Source organism: Brevibacterium casei CIP 102111 (genome assembly GCF_900169275.1).
GTDB lineage: Bacteria > Actinomycetota > Actinomycetes > Actinomycetales > Brevibacteriaceae > Brevibacterium > Brevibacterium casei.
In genome coordinates this window covers 431,263-454,936 of record NZ_FXZC01000002.1, presented here as the reverse complement: position 1 = coordinate 454,936, position 23,674 = coordinate 431,263, and the positions used below count along the sequence as shown (strand labels likewise).

22 protein-coding genes are annotated in these 23,674 nt (G+C 69.0%); 9 read left to right on the top strand and 13 right to left on the bottom strand.

Features of this window, described 5'->3' with window-relative positions; all coding sequences use genetic code 11:
- The first annotated feature begins 22 nt into the window (after positions 1 to 22).
- The gene (gene trpD / locus BC102111_RS05720) at positions 23 to 1,144 is read left to right on the top strand and encodes an anthranilate phosphoribosyltransferase (RefSeq protein WP_101623774.1); all 1,122 of its coding nucleotides are present in this window, start codon (positions 23 to 25) and stop codon (positions 1,142 to 1,144) included.
- Here the strand turns inward: trpD and BC102111_RS05715 are convergent.
- Genes BC102111_RS05715 through BC102111_RS05705 form a run of 3 tightly spaced genes read right to left on the bottom strand, consistent with a single transcriptional unit; the run spans position 1,112 to position 4,173 of the window.
- Positions 1,112 to 2,866 (bottom strand): DEDD exonuclease domain-containing protein, encoded by a 1,755-nt coding sequence (locus BC102111_RS05715; protein ID WP_101623773.1) that lies wholly within the window; start codon positions 2,864 to 2,866, stop codon positions 1,112 to 1,114. The genes trpD and BC102111_RS05715 overlap by 33 nt on opposite strands.
- Positions 2,867 to 2,900: 34 nt before the next feature.
- Entirely contained in the window at positions 2,901 to 3,338 is a 438-nt protein-coding gene (locus BC102111_RS05710) for a hypothetical protein (protein WP_232252583.1), read from the bottom strand.
- Positions 3,331 to 4,173: an alpha/beta hydrolase gene (locus BC102111_RS05705; RefSeq protein ID WP_101623771.1), complete on the bottom strand. Its 843-nt coding sequence runs from the start codon at positions 4,171 to 4,173 to the stop codon at positions 3,331 to 3,333. Before BC102111_RS05705 ends, BC102111_RS05710 begins: the two co-directional genes overlap by 8 nt.
- A 116-nt stretch (positions 4,174 to 4,289) precedes the next feature.
- Between BC102111_RS05705 and BC102111_RS05700 the strand changes: the two genes are divergently transcribed.
- Together BC102111_RS05700 and BC102111_RS05695 are read left to right on the top strand one after the other, a co-directional pair.
- A complete protein-coding gene (locus BC102111_RS05700; RefSeq protein ID WP_101623770.1) occupies positions 4,290 to 5,033 on the top strand; it encodes a lysophospholipid acyltransferase family protein in 744 nt (247 codons plus the stop codon).
- A gap of 210 nt (positions 5,034 to 5,243) precedes the next feature.
- The gene (locus tag BC102111_RS05695) at positions 5,244 to 5,825 is read left to right on the top strand and encodes a MerR family transcriptional regulator (RefSeq protein ID WP_101623769.1); all 582 of its coding nucleotides are present in this window, start codon (positions 5,244 to 5,246) and stop codon (positions 5,823 to 5,825) included.
- 120 nt (positions 5,826 to 5,945) lie between these two features.
- Here the strand turns inward: BC102111_RS05695 and BC102111_RS05690 are convergent, their stop codons facing one another.
- Complete coding sequence (locus BC102111_RS05690) at positions 5,946 to 6,764, bottom strand: ParA family protein (protein ID WP_009375729.1); 819 nt, start codon at positions 6,762 to 6,764, stop codon at positions 5,946 to 5,948.
- Between the two features lie 176 nt (positions 6,765 to 6,940).
- Here BC102111_RS05690 and BC102111_RS05685 point away from each other — a divergent pair, with 176 nt between their 5' ends.
- Genes BC102111_RS05685 through BC102111_RS05675 form a run of 3 tightly spaced genes read left to right on the top strand, consistent with a single transcriptional unit; the run spans position 6,941 to position 11,728 of the window.
- Positions 6,941 to 10,342 (top strand): pyruvate carboxylase, encoded by a 3,402-nt coding sequence (locus tag BC102111_RS05685; RefSeq protein WP_101623768.1) that lies wholly within the window; start codon positions 6,941 to 6,943, stop codon positions 10,340 to 10,342.
- Entirely contained in the window at positions 10,335 to 10,835 is a 501-nt protein-coding gene (locus BC102111_RS05680) for a peptide deformylase (protein WP_009375732.1), read from the top strand. Before BC102111_RS05685 ends, BC102111_RS05680 begins: the two co-directional genes overlap by 8 nt.
- 38 nt (positions 10,836 to 10,873) lie before the next feature.
- A complete protein-coding gene (locus BC102111_RS05675; protein ID WP_101623767.1) occupies positions 10,874 to 11,728 on the top strand; it encodes a 3-hydroxybutyryl-CoA dehydrogenase in 855 nt (284 codons plus the stop codon).
- 81 nt (positions 11,729 to 11,809) lie between these two features.
- Here the strand turns inward: BC102111_RS05675 and BC102111_RS05670 are convergent, their stop codons facing one another.
- A complete protein-coding gene (locus BC102111_RS05670; protein WP_101623766.1) occupies positions 11,810 to 13,069 on the bottom strand; it encodes an aspartate aminotransferase type Ic in 1,260 nt (419 codons plus the stop codon).
- Between the two features lie 149 nt (positions 13,070 to 13,218).
- Here BC102111_RS05670 and BC102111_RS05665 point away from each other — a divergent pair, with 149 nt between their 5' ends.
- Positions 13,219 to 13,941, top strand: a complete 723-nt coding sequence (locus BC102111_RS05665; RefSeq protein WP_101623765.1) for a class I SAM-dependent methyltransferase — start codon at positions 13,219 to 13,221, stop codon at positions 13,939 to 13,941.
- 60 nt (positions 13,942 to 14,001) lie between these two features.
- Here BC102111_RS05665 and BC102111_RS05660 read toward each other — a convergent pair whose 3' ends face one another.
- Positions 14,002 to 14,466: an Hsp20/alpha crystallin family protein gene (locus BC102111_RS05660; protein WP_009375738.1), complete on the bottom strand. Its 465-nt coding sequence runs from the start codon at positions 14,464 to 14,466 to the stop codon at positions 14,002 to 14,004.
- An 87-nt stretch (positions 14,467 to 14,553) separates the two neighbouring features.
- Here BC102111_RS05660 and BC102111_RS05655 point away from each other — a divergent pair, with 87 nt between their 5' ends.
- Positions 14,554 to 15,489: an AEC family transporter gene (locus BC102111_RS05655; protein ID WP_101623764.1), complete on the top strand. Its 936-nt coding sequence runs from the start codon at positions 14,554 to 14,556 to the stop codon at positions 15,487 to 15,489.
- A gap of 59 nt (positions 15,490 to 15,548) precedes the next feature.
- On the opposite strand, the gene BC102111_RS05650 is transcribed toward BC102111_RS05655, so the two are convergent.
- The 5 genes from BC102111_RS05650 to BC102111_RS05630 all read right to left on the bottom strand — a co-directional run bounded on the left by BC102111_RS05650 (position 15,549) and on the right by BC102111_RS05630 (position 20,440).
- The gene (locus BC102111_RS05650) at positions 15,549 to 16,064 is read right to left on the bottom strand and encodes a ferritin (RefSeq protein WP_040341019.1); all 516 of its coding nucleotides are present in this window, start codon (positions 16,062 to 16,064) and stop codon (positions 15,549 to 15,551) included.
- Positions 16,065 to 16,195: 131 nt separating this feature from the next.
- On the bottom strand, positions 16,196 to 17,653 hold the full coding sequence (locus BC102111_RS05645; RefSeq protein ID WP_101623763.1) for an amidase: 1,458 nt from the start codon (positions 17,651 to 17,653) through the stop codon (positions 16,196 to 16,198).
- A 5-nt stretch (positions 17,654 to 17,658) separates the two neighbouring features.
- Positions 17,659 to 18,891 carry an amidohydrolase gene (locus BC102111_RS05640; RefSeq protein ID WP_101623762.1) on the bottom strand — a complete coding sequence of 411 codons (1,233 nt, stop codon included), beginning with the start codon at positions 18,889 to 18,891 and terminating at the stop codon, positions 17,659 to 17,661.
- Between the two features lie 45 nt (positions 18,892 to 18,936).
- Positions 18,937 to 19,668: a hypothetical protein gene (locus tag BC102111_RS05635; RefSeq protein ID WP_063250926.1), complete on the bottom strand. Its 732-nt coding sequence runs from the start codon at positions 19,666 to 19,668 to the stop codon at positions 18,937 to 18,939.
- Between the two features lie 25 nt (positions 19,669 to 19,693).
- The gene (locus tag BC102111_RS05630) at positions 19,694 to 20,440 is read right to left on the bottom strand and encodes a DUF5058 family protein (protein ID WP_101623761.1); all 747 of its coding nucleotides are present in this window, start codon (positions 20,438 to 20,440) and stop codon (positions 19,694 to 19,696) included.
- A 139-nt stretch (positions 20,441 to 20,579) separates the two neighbouring features.
- Between BC102111_RS05630 and BC102111_RS05625 the strand changes: the two genes are divergently transcribed.
- Complete coding sequence (locus BC102111_RS05625; protein WP_101623760.1) at positions 20,580 to 21,149, top strand: maleylpyruvate isomerase family mycothiol-dependent enzyme; 570 nt, start codon at positions 20,580 to 20,582, stop codon at positions 21,147 to 21,149.
- Here BC102111_RS05625 and BC102111_RS05620 read toward each other — a convergent pair whose 3' ends face one another.
- Positions 21,150 to 22,496: an MFS transporter gene (locus BC102111_RS05620; RefSeq protein ID WP_101623759.1), complete on the bottom strand. Its 1,347-nt coding sequence runs from the start codon at positions 22,494 to 22,496 to the stop codon at positions 21,150 to 21,152.
- A gap of 674 nt (positions 22,497 to 23,170) precedes the next feature.
- Positions 23,171 to 23,611, bottom strand: coding sequence for a transglycosylase family protein (locus BC102111_RS18135; protein ID WP_269668294.1), 441 nt, complete (start codon positions 23,609 to 23,611; stop codon positions 23,171 to 23,173).
- Positions 23,612 to 23,674: the final 63 nt, after the last annotated feature.

The following is a 23,674-nucleotide window of genomic DNA, read 5'->3' as shown; positions in this document are numbered from 1 at the left end:
CCTGTTTGGAGAGCCCTCTGCGATGACGGAACAGCCGCGTACGACAGCTCCGGAGACACCTGTCTCCGGGACCGGATCGACACGGGAAGCCGGCATCGCGGACTGGCCCGATCTCCTCATGAAGCTCATGCACGGTCAGGACCTCGACGAGGCGGAGGCCTCGTGGGCGATGGATCAGATCATGTCCGGCGAGGTCCCCGATGTGACGATGGCCGCATTCCTCGCCGCCCATCACACGAAGGGCGAGACCGTCGCCGAGATCGCCGGACTCGTCTCGGCGATGATGGACCACGCCGTACCGCTGCCGGGCCTCGAGGACTCCGTCGACATCGTCGGCACCGGCGGCGACCGAGCGAAGACGGCGAATATCTCCTCGACCGCAGCGATGATCATCGCCGCGACCGGCCAGCGGGTCGTCAAGCACGGCAACCGCGCGACCTCCTCGGCGTCGGGGTCGGCCGACGTCCTCGAGGCCCTCGGCGTCCGTTTCGACATCACCCCTGAGCAGACCGGCCAGGTCGGCGCCGAGGTGGGTCTGGCCTTCTGCTTCGCCAACGTCTTCCATCCCTCGATGCAGTTCGTCGCCGCGGTGCGCAGGCAGATCAGCGTGCCCACGGCCTTCAACATCCTCGGACCGCTGACCAACCCGGCCCGCGCCCGACACACGGCGATCGGCGTCGCCGATGCGCAGATGGCGCCGCTCGTCGTCGGCACCTTGGCCAAGCGCGGGCATCAGGCCGTCGTCTTCCGCTCCCGCGACGGTCTCGACGAACTGAGCAACACCGACGTCAACGACGTGTGGGAGGTCAGGCACGGTGAGGTCGAGCACACGACGTTCGACGCCCTCGACCTCGGGTTCGAGAGAGTGACGAAGGACGCGCTGCGCGGCGGCGGGCCGCAGGAGAACGCCGCGATCATGCGCTCCGTGCTCGCCGGTGAGGCGTCGGCGGTGCGCGACATCGTCCTCATCAACTCGGCTGCGGCCCTCGTCGCCGCCGATGAGGTCGCCGCCGGTTCGTTCACCGAACGGCTCGCGGCGAAGCTGACGATCGCCGAGGAGACCGTCGATTCCGGGCTCGGCGCCGCGAAGCTCGATCAGCTCGTCGAGGTCTCAACCCGCATCGCCGAGGCGAACGGCTCCTGAGGCGGTCGCGTGATGGTTCGCACCGGCGGCCGGCATCGCCCACCCGCCGCTCGAGCGCCACGCGACCGCGGTCTCGAGCCAGTGCGCGAGCATCCGCGTCTCCTCCGGCAGCGCATCGGCGCCGGAGGGGAAGGGTCCCGGCGACGGCACCCACTCCGCGGTCGATGACAACGCCGTGAACGCCTCGGCGAGTCCGGCTGTGCTCGCCCGGTGTGCCGCTGCGGCGAGTTTGCCGTGGCGGACGACGACGAGGTCGATCCCGCCCTCAGGGGCCGGAGACCATGCCTGGATCTCTGCGACGGCGGCCAGCCCGGCCACGGTCTCGGCGCGCGCTGCGGTGAGCAGGGCCGCCCGCATGCCGTCACGGACCTCGGCGGCGGTCTCATACCGCGCCTCGGAGGCGAGCCGGGCCATCCGCGCTCCGCTGTGTTCGCGCAGGGTCGAGAGATCTCCGCCGAGGACCGCACGGAGACCGGAGATGAGCTCGGCGTACTCCGCCGGGTCGCTCACCCCCGCGCACGGACCCCCGCACTGGCCGACCTGGGCGCTCACACACGCACGGTGGTCGGCCGCCGTCACAGCCGTCACCTTCGCGGTGCAGCGTTTGACGGGATAGAGGGTCTCGAGGAGCTCCTTGACGGCCTGGGCGGTCTTGCGGGAGCGGAACGGGCCCAACGGCGGAGCGGGCGAGCGTTCGAGGGCGGAGACGGCCCGGGCGACGGAGAGCCGAGGGAAGGTCTCGTCGCTGAGGACGACCCACGCGTTGCGCTCCGGGTTCTTCGACCTCCGGTTGTACGGGGGCGCGAGTTCGCCGATGAGCCTGACCTCCCGGACCTCGGCCTCGAGGACGTGGGCGCACGGCAGGCACGAGACCTCCTGGGCGGCGGTGACCATTTCGGCCATCCGGCCGCGGTTCTCCGAGGCGTTGAAGTACCCGCGCACGCGCCGGGCCATATTGCCCGACTTGCCGATGTAGAGCACTCTGCGGGTGCCGTCGAGGAACATGTACACCCCGGGCTCGGCGGGCACGCCCTTGGCGAGATGGGATTTCGCCTGCCGCTTCGCCCACCCTGACTGGCGGACCGTGGCGAGCTCCTCGAGCGTCGTGATCCCGTACCCGCCGAAGCGCTCGAGGAGACGGTGGAGGACCTCGCCGGTCGCCCGCGCATCGGAGAGCGCACGATGGTCGGGTTCGACCACGGTGCCGAAGTGCGCGGCCAGGGTCCCGAGCTTGTGGTTGCGGACCTCGTCCCGGCCGAGCACCCGCCGGGAGAGGGTGACGGTGTCGAGGACCTGCGGCTGCGGCCAGTGGTAGTCGAGGCGTTCGCACGCCGAACGGAGGAAGCCGATGTCGAACGGGGCGTTGTGGGCGACGAGGACCGCTCCGACGGCGAATTCGAGGAAGCTCGGCAGCACGGAGCGGATCGAGGGCGCGTCGTCGACCATCGCGTGGGTGATGCCGGTGAGCCGGGAGACGAATGGGGAGATGACCGAATGCTCGGGTTTGACCAGCGACTGGAACTCCCCGATGACCTCGCCGCCGCGCAGCTTGACCGCGCCGATCTCCGTGATCTCCGAGGTGCCCGAATGGGTGCCGGTCGTCTCGAGGTCGACGACGACGAAGGTGACCTCATAGAGGGGAGTGCCGATGTCGGCGAACGAGAGCTGGGTGCGCTCGAGTCCGTGCGGGGCGCGGTCGAAGGGCGTGGCCGGTAACGACATGCCTAGAAGTGTGCCATCCGGTGCTGACGCGGACTCACACCGACGCCCCGTTGTCGCCGCCCTCGGTGCGCGAGCGGGTGGGCAGGTGGAAGAAGAGTCCGACGGCGCCTCCGATGCCGACGGCGAGTCCGACGAGGAGGAACCACGTCGGCAGGGGACGGAAGAGGACCGCCCCGACGATGAGGAGGACGACCGCGCCGAGGGTCGCTGCGACGGAGAGCATGAACGTCGGCGGCGCTGTGCGCCAGCCGATCGGGGCAGCCGGCTCCGGCTCCCAGCGTTCGGTCTCCTCGAGCCTCTCCCGGATCTCCTCGACCGGCATCTCGCTCATCGGAGCATCGGGTTCGGAGATTCGGGCCACGAGGTCGTCCCAGTGGCTGTCGCTGATGCGCGACGAGTCGCCGATCCGTTCGGATTCGGGCACGTGGTCGCGCCAGTCCTCGCGCTCGTCGTCCCCGTTCATGTCATTCATCAGCAATCCCCGGCGCGGGTCTATTCCCTTCCCCTCCCGCCGAGGCGGCCGAAACCCCTCCCGCCGAGGCGGTCCGCACGGTGGTCCCGCGGGCGGCAGTCGCGACCGCCTCGGCGATGACCTCGGCGTCGAAGTCGAGGGTGGCCACGTGGCGGGATCGGCGCAGGGCGATGATCTCGGGAGCCTCGGGCAGCCGGGAGCGGAGCACGCGGAGGCTGCGCGGACCCACGACGTTGTCCTGACCGGAGACGAGGACCGTCACGGGGGAGGTGATCTCCCAGAGGTCGGTGCGCAGGCCGGTGAGCGCCGAAGCGAGCGAGGCGACCGCCGCGACCGGAGTCCGGTCCCCGGCGTACTCGTCGCGTCCCGGGTGGGCGATGTCGTTGCCGATCGCCGCGACCGTCGGCACGATCCGGGAGAGGACCGGCAGCAGCGGGGCGAGCGGGGAGTCGACGTAGAGCGCCGGGTTGACGACGACGATCGCATCAGGCGGCTTCGGAAGCGTGCCGAGGGCGAGGCTGAGCGCCCCGCCCATCGAGAGCCCGGCGACGACGACGTGCTCATGGTCGGCCTGCAGTGACCGCAGCTCCGCCTCGGCGGCGGCGAACCAGTCCGACCACGACGTGGCGGCGAGATCCCGCCAGGTCGTACCGTGGCCGGGCAGCAGGGGGACGCTCACGCTGATGTCGTCGGCGGCCAGGGCGCGGGCGATCGGATGCCACGCCGCCGGGGAGCCGGTGATGCCGTGGAGGAAGAGGACGGCGACGTCGGCGCGAGGCGACACGGACGAGTACGCGGCCCGCGGAGCAGGCAGCGGTGCGAAGTCGATCTCCATGCTCCCAGCATCCCACGAACACAGGATTCGGGCATCGTCGGCGGCGGTCCTCGCCGTCGGAAGTTGGATATATGATGACCGGGGACGACAAAGCGTCGTGACATGGAAGGGTGCACGTGTTCTACTGGTTTCTCAAGCGGGTCCTGGCCGGACCCATCCTGCGGATCCTCTTCCGTCCGTGGGTGCGGGGGCTGGACAACCTGCCGCAGGACGGGCCGGCGATCATCGCCGGCAACCACATGCACTTCATGGACTCGATCTTCGTCCCCCTGCTTGCGCCCCGCCCCGTCGTCTACCTCGCGAAGAAGGACTACTTCACCGGTCGCGGCATCAAAGGAGCGGTGACGCGCTGGTTCTTCAAGCTCAACAATCAGCTCCCGATGGACCGCGGCGGCGGCTCCGGATCGCAGGCCTCGCTCGAGGCCGGACTCAAGGTCCTGCGCGAAGGCAATTCGCTCGGCATCTATCCGGAGGGCACCCGGTCACCCGACGGCAAGCTCTACCGCGGCCGCACCGGCATCGCCCGCCTCGTCCTCGAATCCGGGGCCCCGGTCATCCCGGTGGCGATCATCGGCACCGACAAGATCCAGCCGGCCGGCCGCCTCATCCCGAAGTTCCGACGCGTCGGCGTCGTCTTCGGTTCGCCCATGGACTTCTCCAAGTACGAGGGGCTGCCCGTCGACCGGTTCCTCCTCCGGTCGATCACCGACGAGATCATGTACGAGATCATGCGCCTGTCCGGCCAGGAGTACGTCGACACCTACGCCTCGACCGTGAAGACGAAGCTGCTCACCTCCGCGAAGCCGAAGAAGCCCGCCGAGGAGGCCGACGAGGGCCCTGCCCCCGAACCGGCGAACTGAGCCGACGCGCGGCTCCCGGTGTTCGAATACTCCCATAACGGCGACACGCGCAAATCGTTACCTTGGGGTGTTTGTCCCTCCGACTCCGGCACAATAGTTTGGAGTTGTTGAATCCCACTGTAGGTTCGCTGCGAAGAGCGGTAGAATGGCTTCATTCTCTGCCCGACAACGCGACCTCACTTCCCCCAGGGACTATAAGGAGGAGTCGGTGTGAACCGCTCAAGTCACGAAAGCGTCGAGTCGACGCCCTTGCCGTCCGCGGCACAGGGGCTCCTGTTCGACGACGACCTGCCCGTCCTCGATGAGGAGGCCGGCTACCGCGGTCCGACCGTGTGCAAGGTCGTCGGCATCACCTACCGTCGACTCGACTACTGGGCGCGCACCGACCTCGTCACCCCCTCGATCCGCAACGCCACCGGCTCGGGCAGCCAGCGCCTCTACAGCTTCCGCGACATCCTCGTCCTCAAGATCGTCAAGCGCCTTCTCGACACCGGCGTCGGGCTGCAGTCGATCCGCACCGCCGTCGACCACCTCCGCTCTCGCGGCGTCGAGGACCTCTCCCAGATCACTCTGATGTCCGATGGTGCCAGCGTCTTCGAATGCACGTCCCCCGACGAGGTCGTCGACCTCCTCCAGGGCGGGCAGGGCGTCTTCGGCATCGCCGTCGGCCGCGTGTGGAACGAGGTCGAGGGCAGTCTCTCCGAACTGCCGAGCGAACGCCTCCCCGAAGACGACTCGACGCTCTTCGCCATGGACGAGCTCGCGCAGCGCCGCGCACAGAAGCTCGGCTGAGGTCGGCTCAGACCTCTTCGTCCGAACAATCCCACAGAGTGAGGGCCCCATCCGATCGGATGGGGCCCTCACTGTTGTCTCAGATCCGGTTGTCTCAGATCCAGCGTGCGTAACGCCGGCTCACGACGACTGCTTCGCCGCCTTGCGCCCACGGATGTTCTCCGAGCGCAGGGCTCGCTCGAGCAGCGCATCGAACGAGGAGGCGACCTCCTCGGCGGGCTTGCCCGGCCACGAGTGGATGGGTCGGGCGGATCCCTGGGCCTGCTGCATGACTGCGCGTTCGGCCAGCGGGGGATTGAGGACGAGGGGACCGAACATCTCCCGCATCTCCTGGATCCGGTAGTCATGCTCGGTCGAGCCTGCACGGACGCGGTTGACGACGAGGCCGAGCGGCTGGATCTGTGAGGTGCCCCGCTGCCGCAGCTCGTCGGCGGCGCGCAGGGCGCGATCGGCGGCGGCGACGGAGAAGAGGCTGGGCTCGGTGACGACGGCGACGCGGCTGCTCGCCGTCCACGCGGTCCGGGTGAGCCCGTTGAGGCTCGGCGGGCAGTCGATGAGGATGAGCCGGTAACCCTTGGCGATCCGACTGAGCGCGTCCTCGAGCCGACGCAGGTAGCGTTCGGACAGTGAGGGACGGTCGAACTCGGCGGCCCGGGGCGAGCCGGAGATGACGTCGAGGTGGCCCTTCGTCTCGCCGACCCAGCCGGAGGGGATGATCGCCTCGGAGAGGATCTTCTGCGACTTCGGGGCCGCGAGGACATCGGCGATGTCGACCTTCGTCGAGGTCGGCACATCGAGGCCCGTCGACGAATCGGCCTGCGGATCCATGTCGACGACGAGCGTCGGGATGCCGCGGTTGTAGGCCGCCGAAGCGAGACCGAGGGTCACCGACGTCTTGCCGACGCCGCCTTTGAGACTGCTGATACTGAGGACAAGCACCCTCCTACGGTAACGTATCCGGTCCTGCGCGGCAGGCCCGACCACGCCGAGGACCGGGCGCCGTGCGAAACCAGGACCCCCTGCATTCAGTGGCACAGGTCACTGAGTAGAGTGGTCTCTCGACAGCCCGTCGACGCATCGCCCTGCGGCGATCGATACAGAAGCGAGAAACACAGATGTTCTCTAAAGTCCTTGTGGCCAATCGCGGAGAGATCGCGGTGCGCGCGTTCCGCGCGGCCTACGAGCTCGGTGCCTCCACCGTCGCTGTGTTCCCCTACGAAGACCGCAACTCCGAGCATCGGATGAAGGCCGACGAGGCCTACATGATCGGCGAGGAGGGCCACCCCGTGCGCGCCTACCTCAGCGTCGAGGAGATCATCCGCGTGGCCAAGGAGTCCGGCGCCGACGCCGTCTACCCGGGATACGGCTTCCTCTCCGAGAACCCCGACCTCGCCCGCGCGTGCGCTGAGAACGGCATCACGTTCATCGGCCCCAAGGCCGATGTCCTCGAACTCGCCGGCAACAAGGTGCAGGCGCTCTCGGCGGCCCGCAGCGCCGGCATCCCCGTGCTCGACTCGACCCGTCCCTCCGCCGACGTCGCCCAGCTGCTCGCCGACGCGGAGTCGATGGAGTACCCGCTCTTCGTCAAGGCCGTCGCCGGCGGCGGCGGACGCGGAATGCGCCGGGTCTCGGAGGCCTCCCAGCTCGAGGACGCGCTCAAGGCCGCGATGCGCGAAGCCGAAGGCGCCTTCGGCGATCCCACGGTCTTCATCGAGCAGGCCGTCCAGCGTCCCCGCCACATCGAGGTGCAGGTGCTCGCCGACAACGACTCGAACGCCATCCACCTCTTCGAACGCGACTGCTCCCTGCAGCGGCGCCACCAGAAGGTCATCGAGATCGCCCCGGCACCCAACCTCGACCCCGAGATCGCCGCCGCCCTCCACTCCGATGCCCTCAAGTTCGCCCGGGCGCTGGGCTACCAGAACGCCGGCACCGTCGAATTCCTCCTCGAGACCGAAGGACCTCGGGCAGGCAAGCACGTCTTCATCGAGATGAACCCGCGCATCCAGGTCGAGCACACGGTGACCGAGGAGATCACCGATGTCGACCTCGTCGCCTCGCAGATGCGCATTGCCGCGGGGGAGAGCCTCGAGGATCTCGGCCTGCGCCAGGAGGACCTACGGATCAAGGGCGCGGCCCTGCAGTGCCGCATCACCACCGAGGATCCCGCGAACTCGTTCCGGCCCGACACGGGCACGATCACCGCCTACCGCTCTGCCGGCGGCGCGGGCGTTCGCCTCGACGGCGGCACCGTCCATGCCGGAGCCTCGGTGAGTGCGCACTTCGATTCGATGCTCGTCAAGCTCACGTGCCGCGGGCGCACCTTCGCCCAGGCCGTGTCCCGGGCCCGGCGCGCGCTCGCTGAGTTCCGCATCCGCGGCGTGTCATCGAACATCGGCTTCCTCCAGGCCGTCCTCGAGGACGACGCCTTCATCCAGGGCGACATCGCGACATCCTTCATCGAGGAGCGTCCGCAGCTTCTCGACGCCCGGGTGAGCGCCGACCGCGGCTCGAAGGTCCTCGACTACCTCGCCGACGTCACCGTCAACCGCCCCCACGGCGAAGCGAAGGTCCATCTCCGTCCCGCGGAGAAGCTGCCGGAGGTCGACCTCGCCCAGGCCCCGCCGGCCGGCAGCCGTGATCGTCTCCTCGAGCTCGGCCCCGAGGGCTTCGCCCGTGCCCTGCGGCAGCAGACGCCGCTGGCCGTGACCGACACGACCTTCCGCGACGCCCACCAGTCGCTGCTCGCCACCCGGGTGCGCACCCGGGATCTCCTCGCCGTGGCCGGGCACGTCGCCCGGATGACGCCCGAGCTGCTGAGCATCGAGGCGTGGGGCGGGGCGACCTACGATGTCGCGCTGCGCTTCCTCGGCGAGGATCCCTGGGAGCGCCTGGCCCAGCTGCGGGAGGCGATCCCGAACATCGCCCTGCAGATGCTCCTGCGCGGACGCAACACGGTCGGCTACACCCCGTACCCGACGAAGGTCACCGATGCCTTCGTCGACGAGGCGGCGCGGACCGGCATCGACGTCTTCCGCATCTTCGACGCCCTCAATGACATCGAGCAGATGCGTCCGGCCATCGAAGCCGTCCGTGCCACCGACACGACGATCGCCGAGGTGGCCCTGTGCTACACCTCGGACATCCTCGATCCGCGGGAGGAGCTCTACACCCTCGACTACTACCTCCGGCTGGCCGAGGAGATCGTCGGCGCCGGTGCTCATGTGCTCGCCGTCAAGGACATGGCCGGACTGCTCCGTCCCGCCGCGGCTGCGAAGCTCGTGACCGCCCTGCGGGAGAACTTCGACCTGCCCGTCCACGTCCACACCCACGACACCGCCGGCGGTCAGCTCGCGACCCTCTTCGCCGCCGCGGATGTCGGAGCCGACGCCGTTGACGCGGCCTCGGCGGCCATGGCGGGGACGACGAGCCAGCCGAGCCTCTCCGCCCTCGTCGCCGCGTTCGAGCACACCGAGCGCGACACCGGCATCAGCCTGGCCGCGGTCCAGGACCTCGAACCGTACTGGGAGTCCGTGCGCAAGGTCTACGCGCCCTTCGAGTCCGGTCTGCCGGGGCCGACGGGTCGCGTCTACCGCCATGAGATCCCCGGCGGGCAGCTTTCCAACCTCCGCCAGCAGGCCGTGGCTCTCGGCCTGGGGGAGCGCTTCGAGGAGATCGAGCGGATGTACGAGGCCGCCGACGACATCCTCGGCCACCTCGTCAAGGTCACCCCGTCGTCGAAGGTCGTCGGCGACCTTGCCCTCCACCTCGTCGGTGCCGGCGTCGACCCCGAGGAGTTCGCCGCGCACCCGGAGAAGTTCGACATCCCCGACTCCGTCATCGGCTTCCTCTCCGGCGACCTCGGCGATCCTCCCGGCGGATGGCCGGAGCCGTTCCGTTCGAAGGCGCTCAAGGGCCGCACCCACAAGCCCGTCGTCGAGGACCTCGCCGAGGCGGATGCGGCGGCTCTCGAGACCCCGGGACCGGAGCGTCAGGCCAAGCTCAACGAGCTGCTCTTCCCCGGACCGACGAAGGAGTTCGACCGGATGCGCGCGAGCTACGGCGACCTGTCCGTCGTCGAGACCTCTGAGTACCTCTACGGTCTCACCTCCGGCGATGAGCACACGGTCGAGCTCTCCAAGGGCAAGAACCTCCTCATCGGCCTGCGCGCGATCGGGGAGACCGACGAACGGGGCATGCGCTCGGTGATGTTCACCCTCAACGGACAGCTGCGTCCCCTCGAGGTCCGCGACCGCTCCGTCGAGACCGACGTCAAGACCGCGGAGAAGGCCGACCCGACCCAGTCCGGTCATGTGGCGAGCCCCTTCGCCGGGGTCGTCACCCTCCAAGTCGACGTCGGCGACACCGTCGAGACCGGTGACGTCATCGCGACGATCGAGGCGATGAAGATGGAGGCCTCGATCACCGCGCCCTCCTCGGGCTCGATCTCCCGGGTCGCCATCGACTCGGTCTCCCAGCTCGAAGGCGGCGATCTCGTGGCGGTCATCGGTGGCTGAGCGCGAGATCCGCCTGTGGGGCGATCCGGTGCTGCGCACCGTCTGCGCCCCCGTCACGGTCTTCGACGACTCCGTGGCTGCACTGGCCGCCGACCTCGTCGACTCCTCGCTGCCCGAGGGCAGGGCGGCGGTCGCGGCACCGCAGATCGGAGTCGGGCTGCGCGCCTTCGGCTACGATGTCGACGGCCGCACCGGATACATCATCAACCCGGAGATCGTCGAGGTCGGAGGTGAGCTGCGCGACATCGAGGAGGGCTGCCTGTCCGTGCCCGGGCTCTTCTTCCCGACACCGAGGTGGGAGTTCGCCCGCGCCCGCGGCGTCGATGCGCAGAACAACCCGGTCGAGATCTCCGGCACCGAGGTGTTCGCGCAGATGATCCAGCACGAGGTCGCTCATCTCGACGGCCAGGTCTACATCCAGACCCTGCCGGGGGAGAGGCGGCGTGAGGCGATGAAGGCGATCCGCTCCGCCTCGTGGTTCCTCGCCTCATGACCGCACCGACGGACACAGACAACGAAGGGAAGACACCTATGGTCATCGCACGCACCGCCGTCGTCGGCAGCGGACTGATGGGAGCCGGCATCGCCGAGGTGCTCGCGAAGTCCGGCTGCGACGTCATCGTCTCCGAGGTCGACACCGCGGCCGTCGACGCCGGACGCGCCCGGATCGAGAAGTCCCTGGCCAAGGCCGTCGAGCGCGGAAAGCTCACCGCCGGTGATTCGGAGGCGGCACTGGCCCGGCTGCGCTTCACCACGGACATCGCCGACCTCGCCGACCGCCAGCTCGTCATCGAAGCGGCGAGTGAGAACGAGGAGGTCAAGCGCTCGATCTTCGCCGGTCTCGATGCCGTCGTCACCGATGAGCACGCGATCCTCGCCTCGAACACCTCGTCGATGCCGATCATCCGCTTCGCCCAGGCGACGACCCGGCCCGAACGGGTCCTCGGGATCCACTTCTTCAATCCCGCACCGGTCCAGCCCCTCGTCGAGATCGTCTCCTCCGTGCTCACCGCCGAGGAGGTGAGGGAGACGGCGACCGCGTTCGTCTCCGAGGTCCTCGGCAAGGCCCCGGTCCAGGCCTCGGACCGACCCGGGTTCATCGTCAACGCCCTCCTCATTCCGTACCTGTGTTCGGCGATCAGGATGCTCGAGTCCGGCTACGCGACGAAGGAGGACATCGACGCGGGCATGGTCAAGGGCTGCGCCCACCCGATGGGCCCGATCGCCTTGGCCGACCTCGTCGGCCTCGACACGTGCCTCTTCGCCGCCGAGAGCATCTTCTCCGAGACCGGTGATCCGGCGGCCAAGCCGCCCGTCCTCCTCTCCCGGATGGTCGATGCGGGACTGCTCGGGGTGAAGTCGGGACGCGGATTCTACGAATACTGATCCGGGACCCCTGAGGCCTGAGGAATACGCGAAGGGGCACCCGGTCGGACCGGGTGCCCCTTCGCGTGGTCGGACCGCGGCTCAGCCGGCGAGGAGCTTCTCGTAGCTCGCGAGCTTGACGCAGGCGACGAGTCCCTCGGCGGCGAGTTCGACATCGCCCAGGCTCGGCATCGTCGGGGCGATGCGGATGACGTTCCCGCCCGGGTCGATCCCGTACGGGTGGGTCGCACCGGCGGGGGTGAGCTTGACCCCGGCCTCGGCGGCGAGCTTGACGATCCGCTCCGCCGTGCCCTCGAGGGTGGTCAGGGTGATGAAGTACCCGCCGTCGGGCTTCGTCCATGTCGCCAGGTCCGTGCCGCCGAGACCGGTCTCGAGGGCGTCGAGGACGGCGTCGAACTTCGGGGCGATGATCTCGGCGTGCTTGCGCATGTGGTCGACGACTCCTTCGGCGTCGCCGAAGAAGCGGAGGTGGCGCAGCTGGTTGACCTTGTCCGGACCGATCGCGATCTTCCCGAGGTTGGCGATGAACCACCTCATCGTCTCCGGCCCGGCCCCGAAGAACGACACCCCGGATCCGGCGTGCGTGATCTTCGATGTCGACGCGAAGATCCAGGGGCGCTCCGGGTGCCCCGCCTCGGCGCAGAGGGAGAGGATGTCGAGGTTCTCGGGATGGTCCTCCCGGAGGTGGTGGAGACCGTAGGCGTTGTCCCAGAGCAGGGTGAAGTCGGGGGCGGCCGCCGGCATCGCCGCCAGCTGCGCGGCACGCTCCGGGGTGATCGTGATGCCGGTCGGGTTGGAGTACATCGGCACGAGCCACATCCCTTTGACGGTCTCGTCCTCGGCGAGGCGCTGAGCTTCGGCGACGATGGGCCCCTCATCGTCCATCGGGATGGAGAGGAGCTCGAAGCCGAGGGATTCGGCGAGCGTGAAGTGGCGGTCGTAGCCGGGGACCGGGCAGATGAGCCTGTGCGGTCCCGCACCCCACGGGGCGCCGGAGACGGCGGTGCCGTGGAGGAGGGCGAAGGTGAGCGCCTGGCCCATGAGGGTGAGCGAGGCGTTGCCGCCGGCGAGCAGCTGCTCGGTGGGGACCTTGAGCAGCGGAGAGAAGAGCTCCCGGAGTTCGACGATGCCCTCGATCCCCCCGTAGTTGCGCGCATCGACCCCGCTCGGTGTGCGCACGTCGTCGCCGCTGACCGCGGTGAGGAGGCCGTCTGCGAGGTCGAGCTGCTCGCTTCCGGGCTTGCCGCGGGTGATGTCGAGGCTGAGCCCGCGGGAGGCGAACTCCTCGTAGGCGCGCGAGGCTGCCTCGAGTGCGGACTCGAGGTCGGGGGTAGAGGTCATCGATGCTCCTTCTCGCCGAGGTGTCGGCGCTGGTTCTCGCCGGTCCTCCCATCCTAATCACACGGTGCGACGGGGACCGCTAGAGTTGGATGCCGAGACTCGGCGCCCAGCCCGGAGACGGCGCCGGAACCGGGGGAGAGGAGAGAGCGATGGTCAGGCCCCGCGCCCGCGCCGCTCATGGCACCCGTTTCGGTGCCGAGGCGCACCGCTACGACGCGGTGCGACCCGACTATCCGGCGGACGCCCTTTCCCTCCTCGGACTGGAATGGACGGGCCTCGACGTGTGCGACCTCGGCGCGGGGACGGGGATCCTCAGCCGGCAGCTGCTCGACCGCGGGGCTGCCGTCGTCGCCGTCGACCCCGACGAGGCGGCCCTGCTCCGCAATCCCGCCCCCGGCCGCACAGGCACCGCCGAGGACACGGGTCTGCCGACCGCCTCGTGTGACGTCGTCACCGTCGCCCAGGCCTGGCACTGGTTCGACGAGGCGGCCGCGGCGATCGAGATCGGCCGGATCCTCCGCCCCGGAGGCAGGCTGCTCATCCTCATCAACCAGCTCGACGTCCGCGTCGACTGGGTGCTGCGGCTGAGCCGGATCATGCATGCCGGCGACGTCTACCGCCCCGCCTACGTCCCCGCACCCGACGGCTTCTCCCTCGTCGACCGTGCGGTCATCGACTTCGCCACCCCGCTCGACATCGACGGGATCGTCGACCTCGCCCGCACCCGCTCCTATTGGCTGCGGTCGGATGCGGCGACCCGGGCGCGGGTCGAGTCCAATCTGCGCGGCTACCTCACCGAGGAGCACCCGATCGACGGTGCCGTCGACCTGCCGTACATGTGCCTGGCCTATGTGCTCGAACCCTCAGCGTGAACACGACGGCGGGGCCGCACCTCGTGCGACCCCGCCGGACGGGTGAGGGATTGAGACCCCTCAGAGCCGCTGCTCGTCGTCGGTCTCGATGACCTCGGTGGACTCGACGACCTCGGTCTGCTTCGGCGCCTGGTGCTGGACGCTGATCTTGCGCGGCCGCGCCTCCTCGGCGACGGGGATCGTCAGCGTGAGCACTCCGTCCTCGTAGTCGGCGCGGATGCGGTCGAGGGCGACACGGTTGCCGAGCGTGAGCTGACGGGCGTACGTGCCCGTCGTCCGCTCCCGGGTCAGCCACTTGACGTCCTTGTCGCCCACCGGCGAGGTGCGCTGAGCGCGCACGGTCAGCGTCCGGTCCTCGACGTCGACGTCGATGCTCGATGGCTCGACGCCGGGCATGTCGATCGCGGCGATGAAGACCTCACCGTCACGGTAGAGGTCCATCGGCAGGGTCGTCGCGTTCGGGTTCCGGGTCACCTCGGTGAAGAAGCGGTCGAGGTCGCGGATGGGATCGAATCGGGTGGCCATGGGCATCCTTTCTGCAGGGGTCCTTTACATTGAGTCAATCACACTCAACTTTGAAATCGTCGCGTGCTCATGGAACTCTCAACGAATATGAGCCTGTCTCCGATCCTACTCGCGCTCGTCCCGGTCGTCGTCCTCATCGCCGGCGGCCGGGCGCTGCGTGCCGTGCCGATGTTCGGCGCCGCCGAGTTCTGGTCCGGGGCCGAGAGGCTCGCGTACTACTGCCTCCTCCCCGTCCTCCTCTTCGCCTCCGTCGCCGAGGTGGACGTCTCCCACGTCCCGCTCCTGCCGCTGACGGCGGCGCTCGTCATCCCCACCGTCCTCGTCTCCCTCGCCCTCGTCGTACTCAGGTCCGTGGTCGCGCAGGATCTCCCGTCCTTCACCTCGGTCCTCCAGGGCGGGATCCGGTTCAACACGTACATCGGCCTGTCGATCTCTGCGAGCCTCTTCGGGTCCGAGGGGGCGGCCCTGGCCGCGATCGTCGCTGCCATCCTCGTGCCCACGGTCAACATCGTCTCGAGCCTCGGGTTCGCTCTGCTGCGGACCGGTCCGCGGACGGCTCTCGGGATGCTGCGCGTCGTCGCGACGAACCCCCTCGTCCTCGGGTGCGCAGCCGGAGGAGTGTGGAACCTCGTCGGGGTGCCGGTGCCCGACCTCGCCTCTGCGGTCCTCGACCCGCTCGCCGCAGCGGCCCTGCCGATCGGGCTGCTGTGCGTCGGCGCGGGGCTGCGCCGATTCTCGCTGCGCGACCACGCAGGAGCGCTCATCACCTCGACCGTGGCCAAGCTCGTCGTCCTTCCGGGCCTCAGCCTCGCCGCCCTCGTCGTCACCGATGTGCCCCCGGTCGCCGCGGCGGTGGGGCTGAACTTCCAGGCGATCGCGACCGCGAGCTCCGGCTATGTCATGTCCCGTCAGCTCGGCGGCAACTCCGAGCTCATGGCCGCGCTCATCGCCGTGCAGACGGTCCTCATGCTCCTCACCCTGCCCCCGGTCCTCCTCCTCGCCCAGGTCGTCCTCGGGGTATGAGACGACGGCCGGCCCCCGGGAAGGGGACCGGCCGTCGTCTCAGTGGAAGGAGGCGGTGCTCACTCGCTCTCGGCGGTGATGTCGGGGTGACGCGAGCCGAGGGCGTTGTCGATCGAGAGCAGACCCGAGCCGCTGTCGCCGACGATCTCGAGGCGGCCGATGATCTCGCTGATGCTCGCCTCCTCCTCGACCTGCTCGTCGATGAACCAGTTGAGCAGCGGCAGGACGTCGAGGTCGCCTTCGGACTGCGCGGTCCGGTAGATGTTGCGGATCGACTCGGAGACCTTCTCCTCGTGCGCGAGAGCGGCCTTGAAGAAGTCGAGCGGACGCGAACCCGAGACCTTCGGGGCGGCGATGTCGCCGATCTGCGGGGCGAAGCCGCGATCGACGCAGTGCTGGATGAACTTCGCCGCGTGGACCTGCTCCTCCTCCGACTGTGCGCGCATCCACCGGGTCATGCCCGGCAGGTCCTGATCGTCGAGCTGGATCGACATCTGCAGGTAGACCATCGAGGCCTCGAGCTCGAGCGTGACCTGCTCGCCGAGGACCTTCTGCATTGCGGGGCTCATGTGCATGTGCATCTCCTAAAGGCTGTGGCCGGCGGCGGTCTGCCGCCCGCGTCCAGACTATCGTGACACCATTTCTGGAACCGTTCCAGTGTGGAAAGGCTCGGCAAACAGTGCTGAGGCAAGCCGAACCTTCGAGGTCAGGACAGGTCCTGCGGGCCTGCGGCGGGGATCTCAGGGTGGCGGTCGCTCACTCGGGTGGCCTGCTCGAACGCGTGGGCGATGGAGAGGAGGCGGACGTCGTCGCCGGGCCGGGCGACGAACTGGACCCCGACGGGCAGGCCCGAGTCGGAGAAGCCGGCGGGAACCGAGATCGCCGGGCAGCCGGTCGCGGAGATCAGACACAGCGCCCGCATCCAGTCGAGATAGGACTCCATCGCCACGCCGTCGATCTCCGTGGGGTACTCGAGGCCCGTGTCGAAGGGCAGGACCTGGCAGGTCGTGAGGACGAGGACGTCGTGATCGGCGAAGAACCCCTCGACCTCGGCGCTGAGCCGGGCGCGCGCGGTCTCGGCCGAGGCGACCTCGGCGCCGGTGAGGCGCAGACCCTGCTCGATGTTCCACACGACGGAGTCCTTCATCCGGTCCCGGTCCGTCTCGAGGAGGGAGCCCCAGGAGCCGACGAAGTCGAGGGCGCGGCGGACGGTGAAGACCTCGTCGGCGTCGCTGAGGTCGGGGATCGTGTCCGAGACCCGGGCACCGAGTCCTTCGAGGACCGCAGCGGTGCCGGAGACGATCTCCCGCACCTCAGGATCGAGGGGGAGGAGGCCTCCGAGGTCGGGGCTGAAGCCGATCCGCACGCCGGTGAGCTGTGGTACCGCCTCGGCGCCGAGGCGGAACTCGGCGAGGTCGAAGACGGACCCGGGGTCGGGCAGGGAGGCCGGTGCACCCGGTTCGGGTCCGGAGGCGACGCTCATGAGGAGGGCGACGTCGGAGACGGTGCGGGCCATGAACCCGCTCTGGGCCAGCCACGCGAAGGGATTGCCCGGACGGGTGTGGGGGATCCGTCCGTTCGAGGGGCGGAAGCCGACGACGTTGTTGAAGGAGCCGGGCGAGCGCAGGGATCCGCCCATGTCGGAGCCGTCCCCGGAGGCCTGGATGCCCGCCGCCAGCGCGGCCCCGACCCCGCCCGAGGAGCCCGAGGCCGATTTCGTGAGGTCGTAGGGGTTGCGGGTGGTGCCGAAGACGGGGTTGAAGGTGTGGGAGCCTGCGGCGAACTCGGGCACGTTCGTCTTCCCCGACGTGATCACTCCGGCCCGGCGGAGGCGGGCGATGATGAGCGAGTCGGCCTCGGGTACCCGATCGGCCATGATCGGCGAACCCCACGTCGTACGCATGCCCGCCGTGTCGTGGGTGTCCTTATGGGTCATCGGCACCCCGTGGAGGACGCCGACCTCCTCTCCGGCTGCGAGCGCTTCGTCGGCGGCGGCGGCCTCGGCCATGGCGCGGTCGTCGTCGCGGGTGACGACGGCGTTGATCGCCGGGTTGACCTCGTCGATGCGGCGCAGCTGATCGGTCAGGGCCTCCCTGGCGGAGATCTCCTTCGCAGCGATCCTCGCCGCGAGCTCACGGGTGCTCAGCCACCTCAGGTCGTCCATGCCGCTCACTTCCCGATCCGGCTGAGCACGGCGGTCAGGGCCGCGCGCAGGCCGGTCTCGAGCGTCGTCGGCACGTCGTCGGGGGCGAAGTGCGGGGAGTGGTTGCCGGCCGGGGGTTCGTCGCCGTCGAGGGAGGCGGGGGAGTACCCGCCGAAGAACCAGTAGACGAGGGGGACCCCGATCGCGTCGGCGAAGGCCCCGACGTCCTCGCTGCCGGTGACTGCCGGGACGACATGGACGTGGGCGGCGCCGAGTTCGGCCTCGGTCGCGGAGACGAAGGCCGCGGTCGCGTCGGGATCGTTGAAGCAGCGGGGGAAGGAGTGCATCTCCTCAATGATCGGTTCCGGTGCCCCCGATGCCTGCGCCTCGGCGGCGATGATCCGGCGCACCCGGTCGAGGACGGTGGCACGGACATCCTCGTCGAAGGTGCGGATGTTCAGGGTGAACTCCGCGGTCTCGGGGATGATGTTCTCCTTGAGCCCGCCGTGGAAGGTGCCGACGGTGACGACGGCTGCGTCCCGGCCCGAGATCTCGCGGGAGACGACGGTCTGCAGGCGGGTGATCATGAAGGCTCCGAGGACGATCGGGTCGATCGCGTTCTCCGGCTGTGAGCCGTGGGCCTGCCTGCCGCGGACGGTGACCCGGAGGGAGTCGGACATCGCCATCGCCGTGCCCGAGGAGACGTAGATGTCGCCGGCCCGCCCCGGCCACACGTGCTGGCCGTAGACGACCTCGGGCTTGGGGACGGTCTCCCAGAGGCCGTCCTCGAGCATCGCCTTCGCGCCCGCGGCGATCTCCTCACCGGGTTGGAAGAGGAGGACGACGGTGCCCGACCACGCGTCCCGGTGCGCGGTGAGGGCCCGGGCGAGGTGGAGGCCGACGGTGATGTGCGTGTCGTGCCCGCACCCGTGCATGACCGGGGTCGTCGTGCCGTCGGGGAGGATGCCTTCGGCAGTGGACGAGTAGGGGAGGCCGGTGTCCTCGGCGATGGGCAGACCGTCCGTGTCGGCCCGGAAGGCGACGACCGGGCCCTCGCCGTTCTCGATGACCGCGACGACCCCGGTGCCGCCGAAGGCCTGCGGTACGAGGCCGAGGGCCTCGAGACGGTCGGCGATCGCCTTCGCGGTCTCGATCTCCTGCATCGAGAGCTCCGGGGAGCGGTGGAAGTCCTCGTAGTCGGCGACCGCCTCGGCGAGGGTGTCGGTGATCGCGGTGCCGATCTCGGTGTTCAGCGACATGGTGTCCTTGTCTCTCGCAGGGTCAGGGTCTCATGGGTCACGGTCTCAGTTGATGCCGGTCGGATCGTCACCCGGGTCGCGGACGTCGGTGACCGCCTTGTTCCTCGTGAACCACGTGATGATGATCGTCACGAGGACCACGATAGCGACGTCCCCGGGGGCGAGGACGGGGACGATCGGAATGAGGACGAGGATGACGAGGGCGGCGACGGTGAGCGCGATGATCGTCGCCTTGACCTGCCGGAGCGAGACGATGAGCTGGATGGTCACCCCGCCGAGGATCGCCGGGAGGATGTAGAGCTGGGCGATGAGGGTGATGTCCTCGGGGATGATCGTCACCAGCCAGGTGCCGAGGACGCCGACGAAGAGGACCATGGAGAAGACGTGGATGAGGGCGGCACCGCAGATCGCCATCGTCGCGGCATACTCGCCTCGTCGGGTCCCCGGCTTCGCCCCGATCGTGTCCTGGGCGACGATCGCCGAGGGGAGGAGCTTGTTGGCGATGTTGCCGATCATGAACGCCTGGTACATCCCGGCTGGGCCGAGGATCGGGTAGTAGGTGAGCGGTTCGACGATGTAGAAGACGCCGTAGACGGCGAAGACGGCGAGGAATGCCGTGAGGATGTCGCCGACGGTGATGTCGGCCTGCGCGACGAAGAGGAGATAGAACGGCACCGAGGTGGCGATGAGGAACCCGGCGAAGAGCGTGATCGAGCCCCACTTCGTCGTCGTCCTCTCGAACGCCTCGTGGGACGGTGTGGTGATGGAAGGCGGCATGGTCGGGCTCCTCTGTGCGGGTCGATCAGCTCGGGGCGACGCCGAGGCCGGCGTAGTGGGCGAAGTAGGCGGCGACGAGTCCGGCGAGCACGGCGATCCCCAGCGCCCACTCCTTGAGCCAGGACTGGCGCAGGGTGCGGGCGAGGAGGAGGCAGACGGCCATGACGGCGGCGGACGCGGCGATCGCGATGATGTGGGTCGGCGACTTGGGGATCTCTCGGAAGGTCAGGGCCGCGAAGGCGGCCAGCAGTGCGGCCCCGGGGATGATCGACATGAGCGCGGGATTGACCTTCTCGAGCCTGTGGGAGCTGCGGCGGAAGATCGGGGTGAGGATGAGCGTGGCGAGCATCCACCCCGCCCCCGAGAGGCTCATCGCCATGAGCGCGACGATGAAGACGCCGCGGGTGAACGTCGCATCGCCGAGATTCGCCTCCATCGTGCCCGCCGCGATCGAGGCGGAGGCGACCTCGGTGGCGGCCGAGCCGATGAGGCCGACGCGGACGATGACCGGGGGAGTGCCGAAGAGCGGCAGGAGGGCGATCGCGACGAGGACGACGGCCAGCGACGGCCCGATCGCCGCGACTCCACCGGCCCGGAAGGCCCGCGTCACCTCGGCCTGGGTCATCCCCGCCGACTCCGCGTTCCTGCGCACTGCGGACATGTAGATGAGCGACTGGACCACGACGACGCCCATGACCGCGAGTGCGAGGATCCAGAGCAGCGGGGCGTTCGCCAGGGGCAGGTAGTCGGCAGTGCCGCTGGCCGTCACCATCGTCGGACTCCTCACGCCGTCGTGAATGCCTTGTCAGAGCAACATAACCCGAATCCGGCAGGTCTCACAGTGTTCTCTCAGGATTTCCCACCTGATGAGAACCCGTGTCACCCGGTCGTGCCCGTGGGAGAATCGGGCCATGCCCGATCCCGTCATCGACGCCCAGCTCGATTGTGCCGAGCGGTGCTGGGTCACGGCCCTCGGTCGTCTCGGCGCCGAGGCGGTCGACCGTCCCAGCGGGTGCGCGGGGTGGACGAACCGGGACCTCGTCAACCACCTCGTCGGCGGGGGACTGCGCTACGCGATGCTCCTGCGGCAGGAGGATCCGGCAGCGGTCGAGGCGACGAGAGCCGAGGACCACCTCGGCGAGGATCCGCTCGTCGCGTTCTGGGAACGCGAACGGGATTTCCGGGCGAGTGCGGGGGAGTGCGACCTCGACCGCGATGTCGCCCACCGGATCGGACCGATCTCCGGCCATCAGCTCGTGCGGATGCGGATCCTCGAACTCACGCTTCACGCCGCCGACCTCTCGACGGGAACGGGTCATGCCTGGCCGATCGAGGAGTCGCTGGCCGAGTGGATCGAGTCCGGGCTCGGCGACCTCATCGTCTCGCTCGGCGCGACCGGCGGGTACGCTCCGCCTCGGGAGGCAAGCGCGTCCGTCACCGCTGCCGAGCGCGTGCTCCTGCTCTCCGGACGCACCCCCTGATCACGACGACCGGGCATTATCACCGCGGACGAGGACCTTGTCCCGTTCAGGATCGGCGAAGATCAGCGTGAGCAGCGCGCTGAGCGCGGCGGCGACGCCGAGGACCTGGAACGCGGTCGCGTAGCCGTCGCCGGGGCTCGCGGCGGCGTCGACGATGAGTCCGGTGACGTACGGGCCGATGAGACCGCCGATGGCCATGAGCGCGAGGAAGATGCCGAGGGTGCCCGCGGTCTGTTCGGGCGGGCAGATCTCGGAGACCGCGGCGTTGGAGAGCGGGAGGACGACGACCCCGACACCGTAGCCGATCGAGACGATCGCGACGGCCGCGGCCGGGTTCTCGATCGAGGGGAGGAGGAAGAGGATCCCGCCACCGACGATGACGAGCAGGGACGGTCCGACGATGCGGACGAACCGGGAGGACCACCCGCGGGCGAGGAGGAAATCGGAGAGGAGGGTGCCGCCGATGAGGCTGATGAGGCCGACGACCGAGGGGATCGCGAGCATCGATCCGGCCTCGAGGCGACTGAAGCCGAGCCCGACCTCGAAGTAGGACGGCAGCCAGGTGAGGACGACCGTGACGAGGGCGTAGATGCTCGCGACGAGCGGCACCCCGGTGAGGAAGGTGCGAGTGAGCAGGATCCGTGCCCACGGCACCCTGGGCTCGTCGGTGCCGGAGTCCGACGACGTCTTCGTCGGACCGGTCGCCTTCGCGGGGCCGGTCGCCTTCGCGGGGATGTAGGGGCCGACCTCCCAGAGGCGCAGCCAGAAGACGCACCAGACGATGCCGATGACCGCCATGGTGATGAGCGCGCTGCGCCACCCGTAGGTCACCGAGAGGTAGGCGAGCAGGGGAGCGAGGACGATCTTCGCGACCGAGGCGGCGCTGGCGAGCAGGGCACCCGGGAAGCCGCGGCGCTCGGTGGGGTGCCACGAATACGCGGCGGTGTGGATGAGCGCAGAGCTCGGTCCTTCGGCGATTCCGAGGAGCATGCGGGAGACGACGAGCACGGCGAAGGTCGCCGAGACGACGAGGGGGAGCATGGCCGCGGCCCAGACGAGGGCGAGGACGAGGAGGACGGTGCGCAGCGACATCCAGCGGTTGAGCGCCCCGGCGAAGAACCCGCCGATCGTGAAGGCGAAGAAGAAGAGGCTGCCGACGAGTCCGATCTGCGCCGCGCTGATGCCGAGTTCGTCCTTGAGGGCCTGGGCGATGATGCCGAACGCGGCTTTGTCGCCGTAGTTGACGACGTAGAGGACGACGAGCAGGGCGGTGAGCGACCACGCCTTCCGGCGGGACTCGGATCCCGGATGTGTCGTCGTGGCAGGGGGAGTGGGCTGGAGGACCATGAGCTTCCTTGCGTCGTGGAATCATCCGACCAGCAGTGTGGCCGCGATCACACTCACCTTACTGATCGCACGTTCGAACAGTCAATGGATCCTGTGGGAAGTGAGACCGGAATCGGGGGACTGAGGCAGTCGTCGATCTCAGTACACGCGTAGTCATCCGTGGTCAGGGAGCCGCATCGTACACTGGTGCGCTGATACTCGAGGACGCAGGGGCGAGTGGCATGCAGTGCCATATTCTCGCGGGATGCGCGGACCGAGGGCGTCCGCGAACCGCTGATGGCAGATGAATTCTGGACGACGCGTGAACCACAGAGGGCACATGCACTGCAGACGGCGACGGACGTTCAGCGGCGCACGGCGGCGACTGACGGCCGAGGCTCGCCGAGGTGGCGACTGACTGACGCGTCGGCAGCTGATCTGCTGACGCGAGCTGCCCAGCCAGAGAACGAACTGCCGATGCGAGTCCGCCGACTCGAGGGGAGCCGGCCCAATCAGTGTAGTTAACATAATGTATATTATCGGCGTATTGCACAAGGTTGCGCGATACCGCGACAATGCCCGTCACTTCCGCGAGGACGACTGTGGCCGTGGACGGTGCGGCACCGCCCACGGCCACAGGGAGATCTCTGCAGGTCGAGTTCTCCGCAGTTGGCGATCTCGTCAGCGCGAATCGCTCAGTTCGTCACGCTGTATCCGCCGAGTCCGACTTCGCCGGAGTCTCCGCCGTCACCGGATCCGCCGTCACCGTCGTCCGCAGCGCCGTTCTCCTTCGTCAGACCGGCCTTCTCACCGCAGGTCGGCCACGCGCCAGGACCCTGTTCGGCCAGCGTCTTCTGTGCGACGCTGATCTGCTCCTGCTTGCTCGCTTCGTGCGGCATTCCCTCACCGCCGAATGCCTTCCACGTCTGCAGGGAGAACTGCAGGCCGCCGTAGTAGCCGTTGCCGGTGTTGATGCTCCAGTCTCCGCCGGATTCGCATTCGGCGACGCGGTCCCAGACTCCTTCGGACTCGGCGGCCTGTGCCGGTGCGCCCATGCCGACGAGTCCGGCTGCGGCGATCGCTCCGACGCCGGCCAGCAGTGCTGTTCTGCGCAGGTCAGTCGTGGCGAGTTTCACGATGTCATCTCCCGAGGTCGATTGCATTCGGTCCATCGGTCCGGCCGTTACCGAACCGTTATA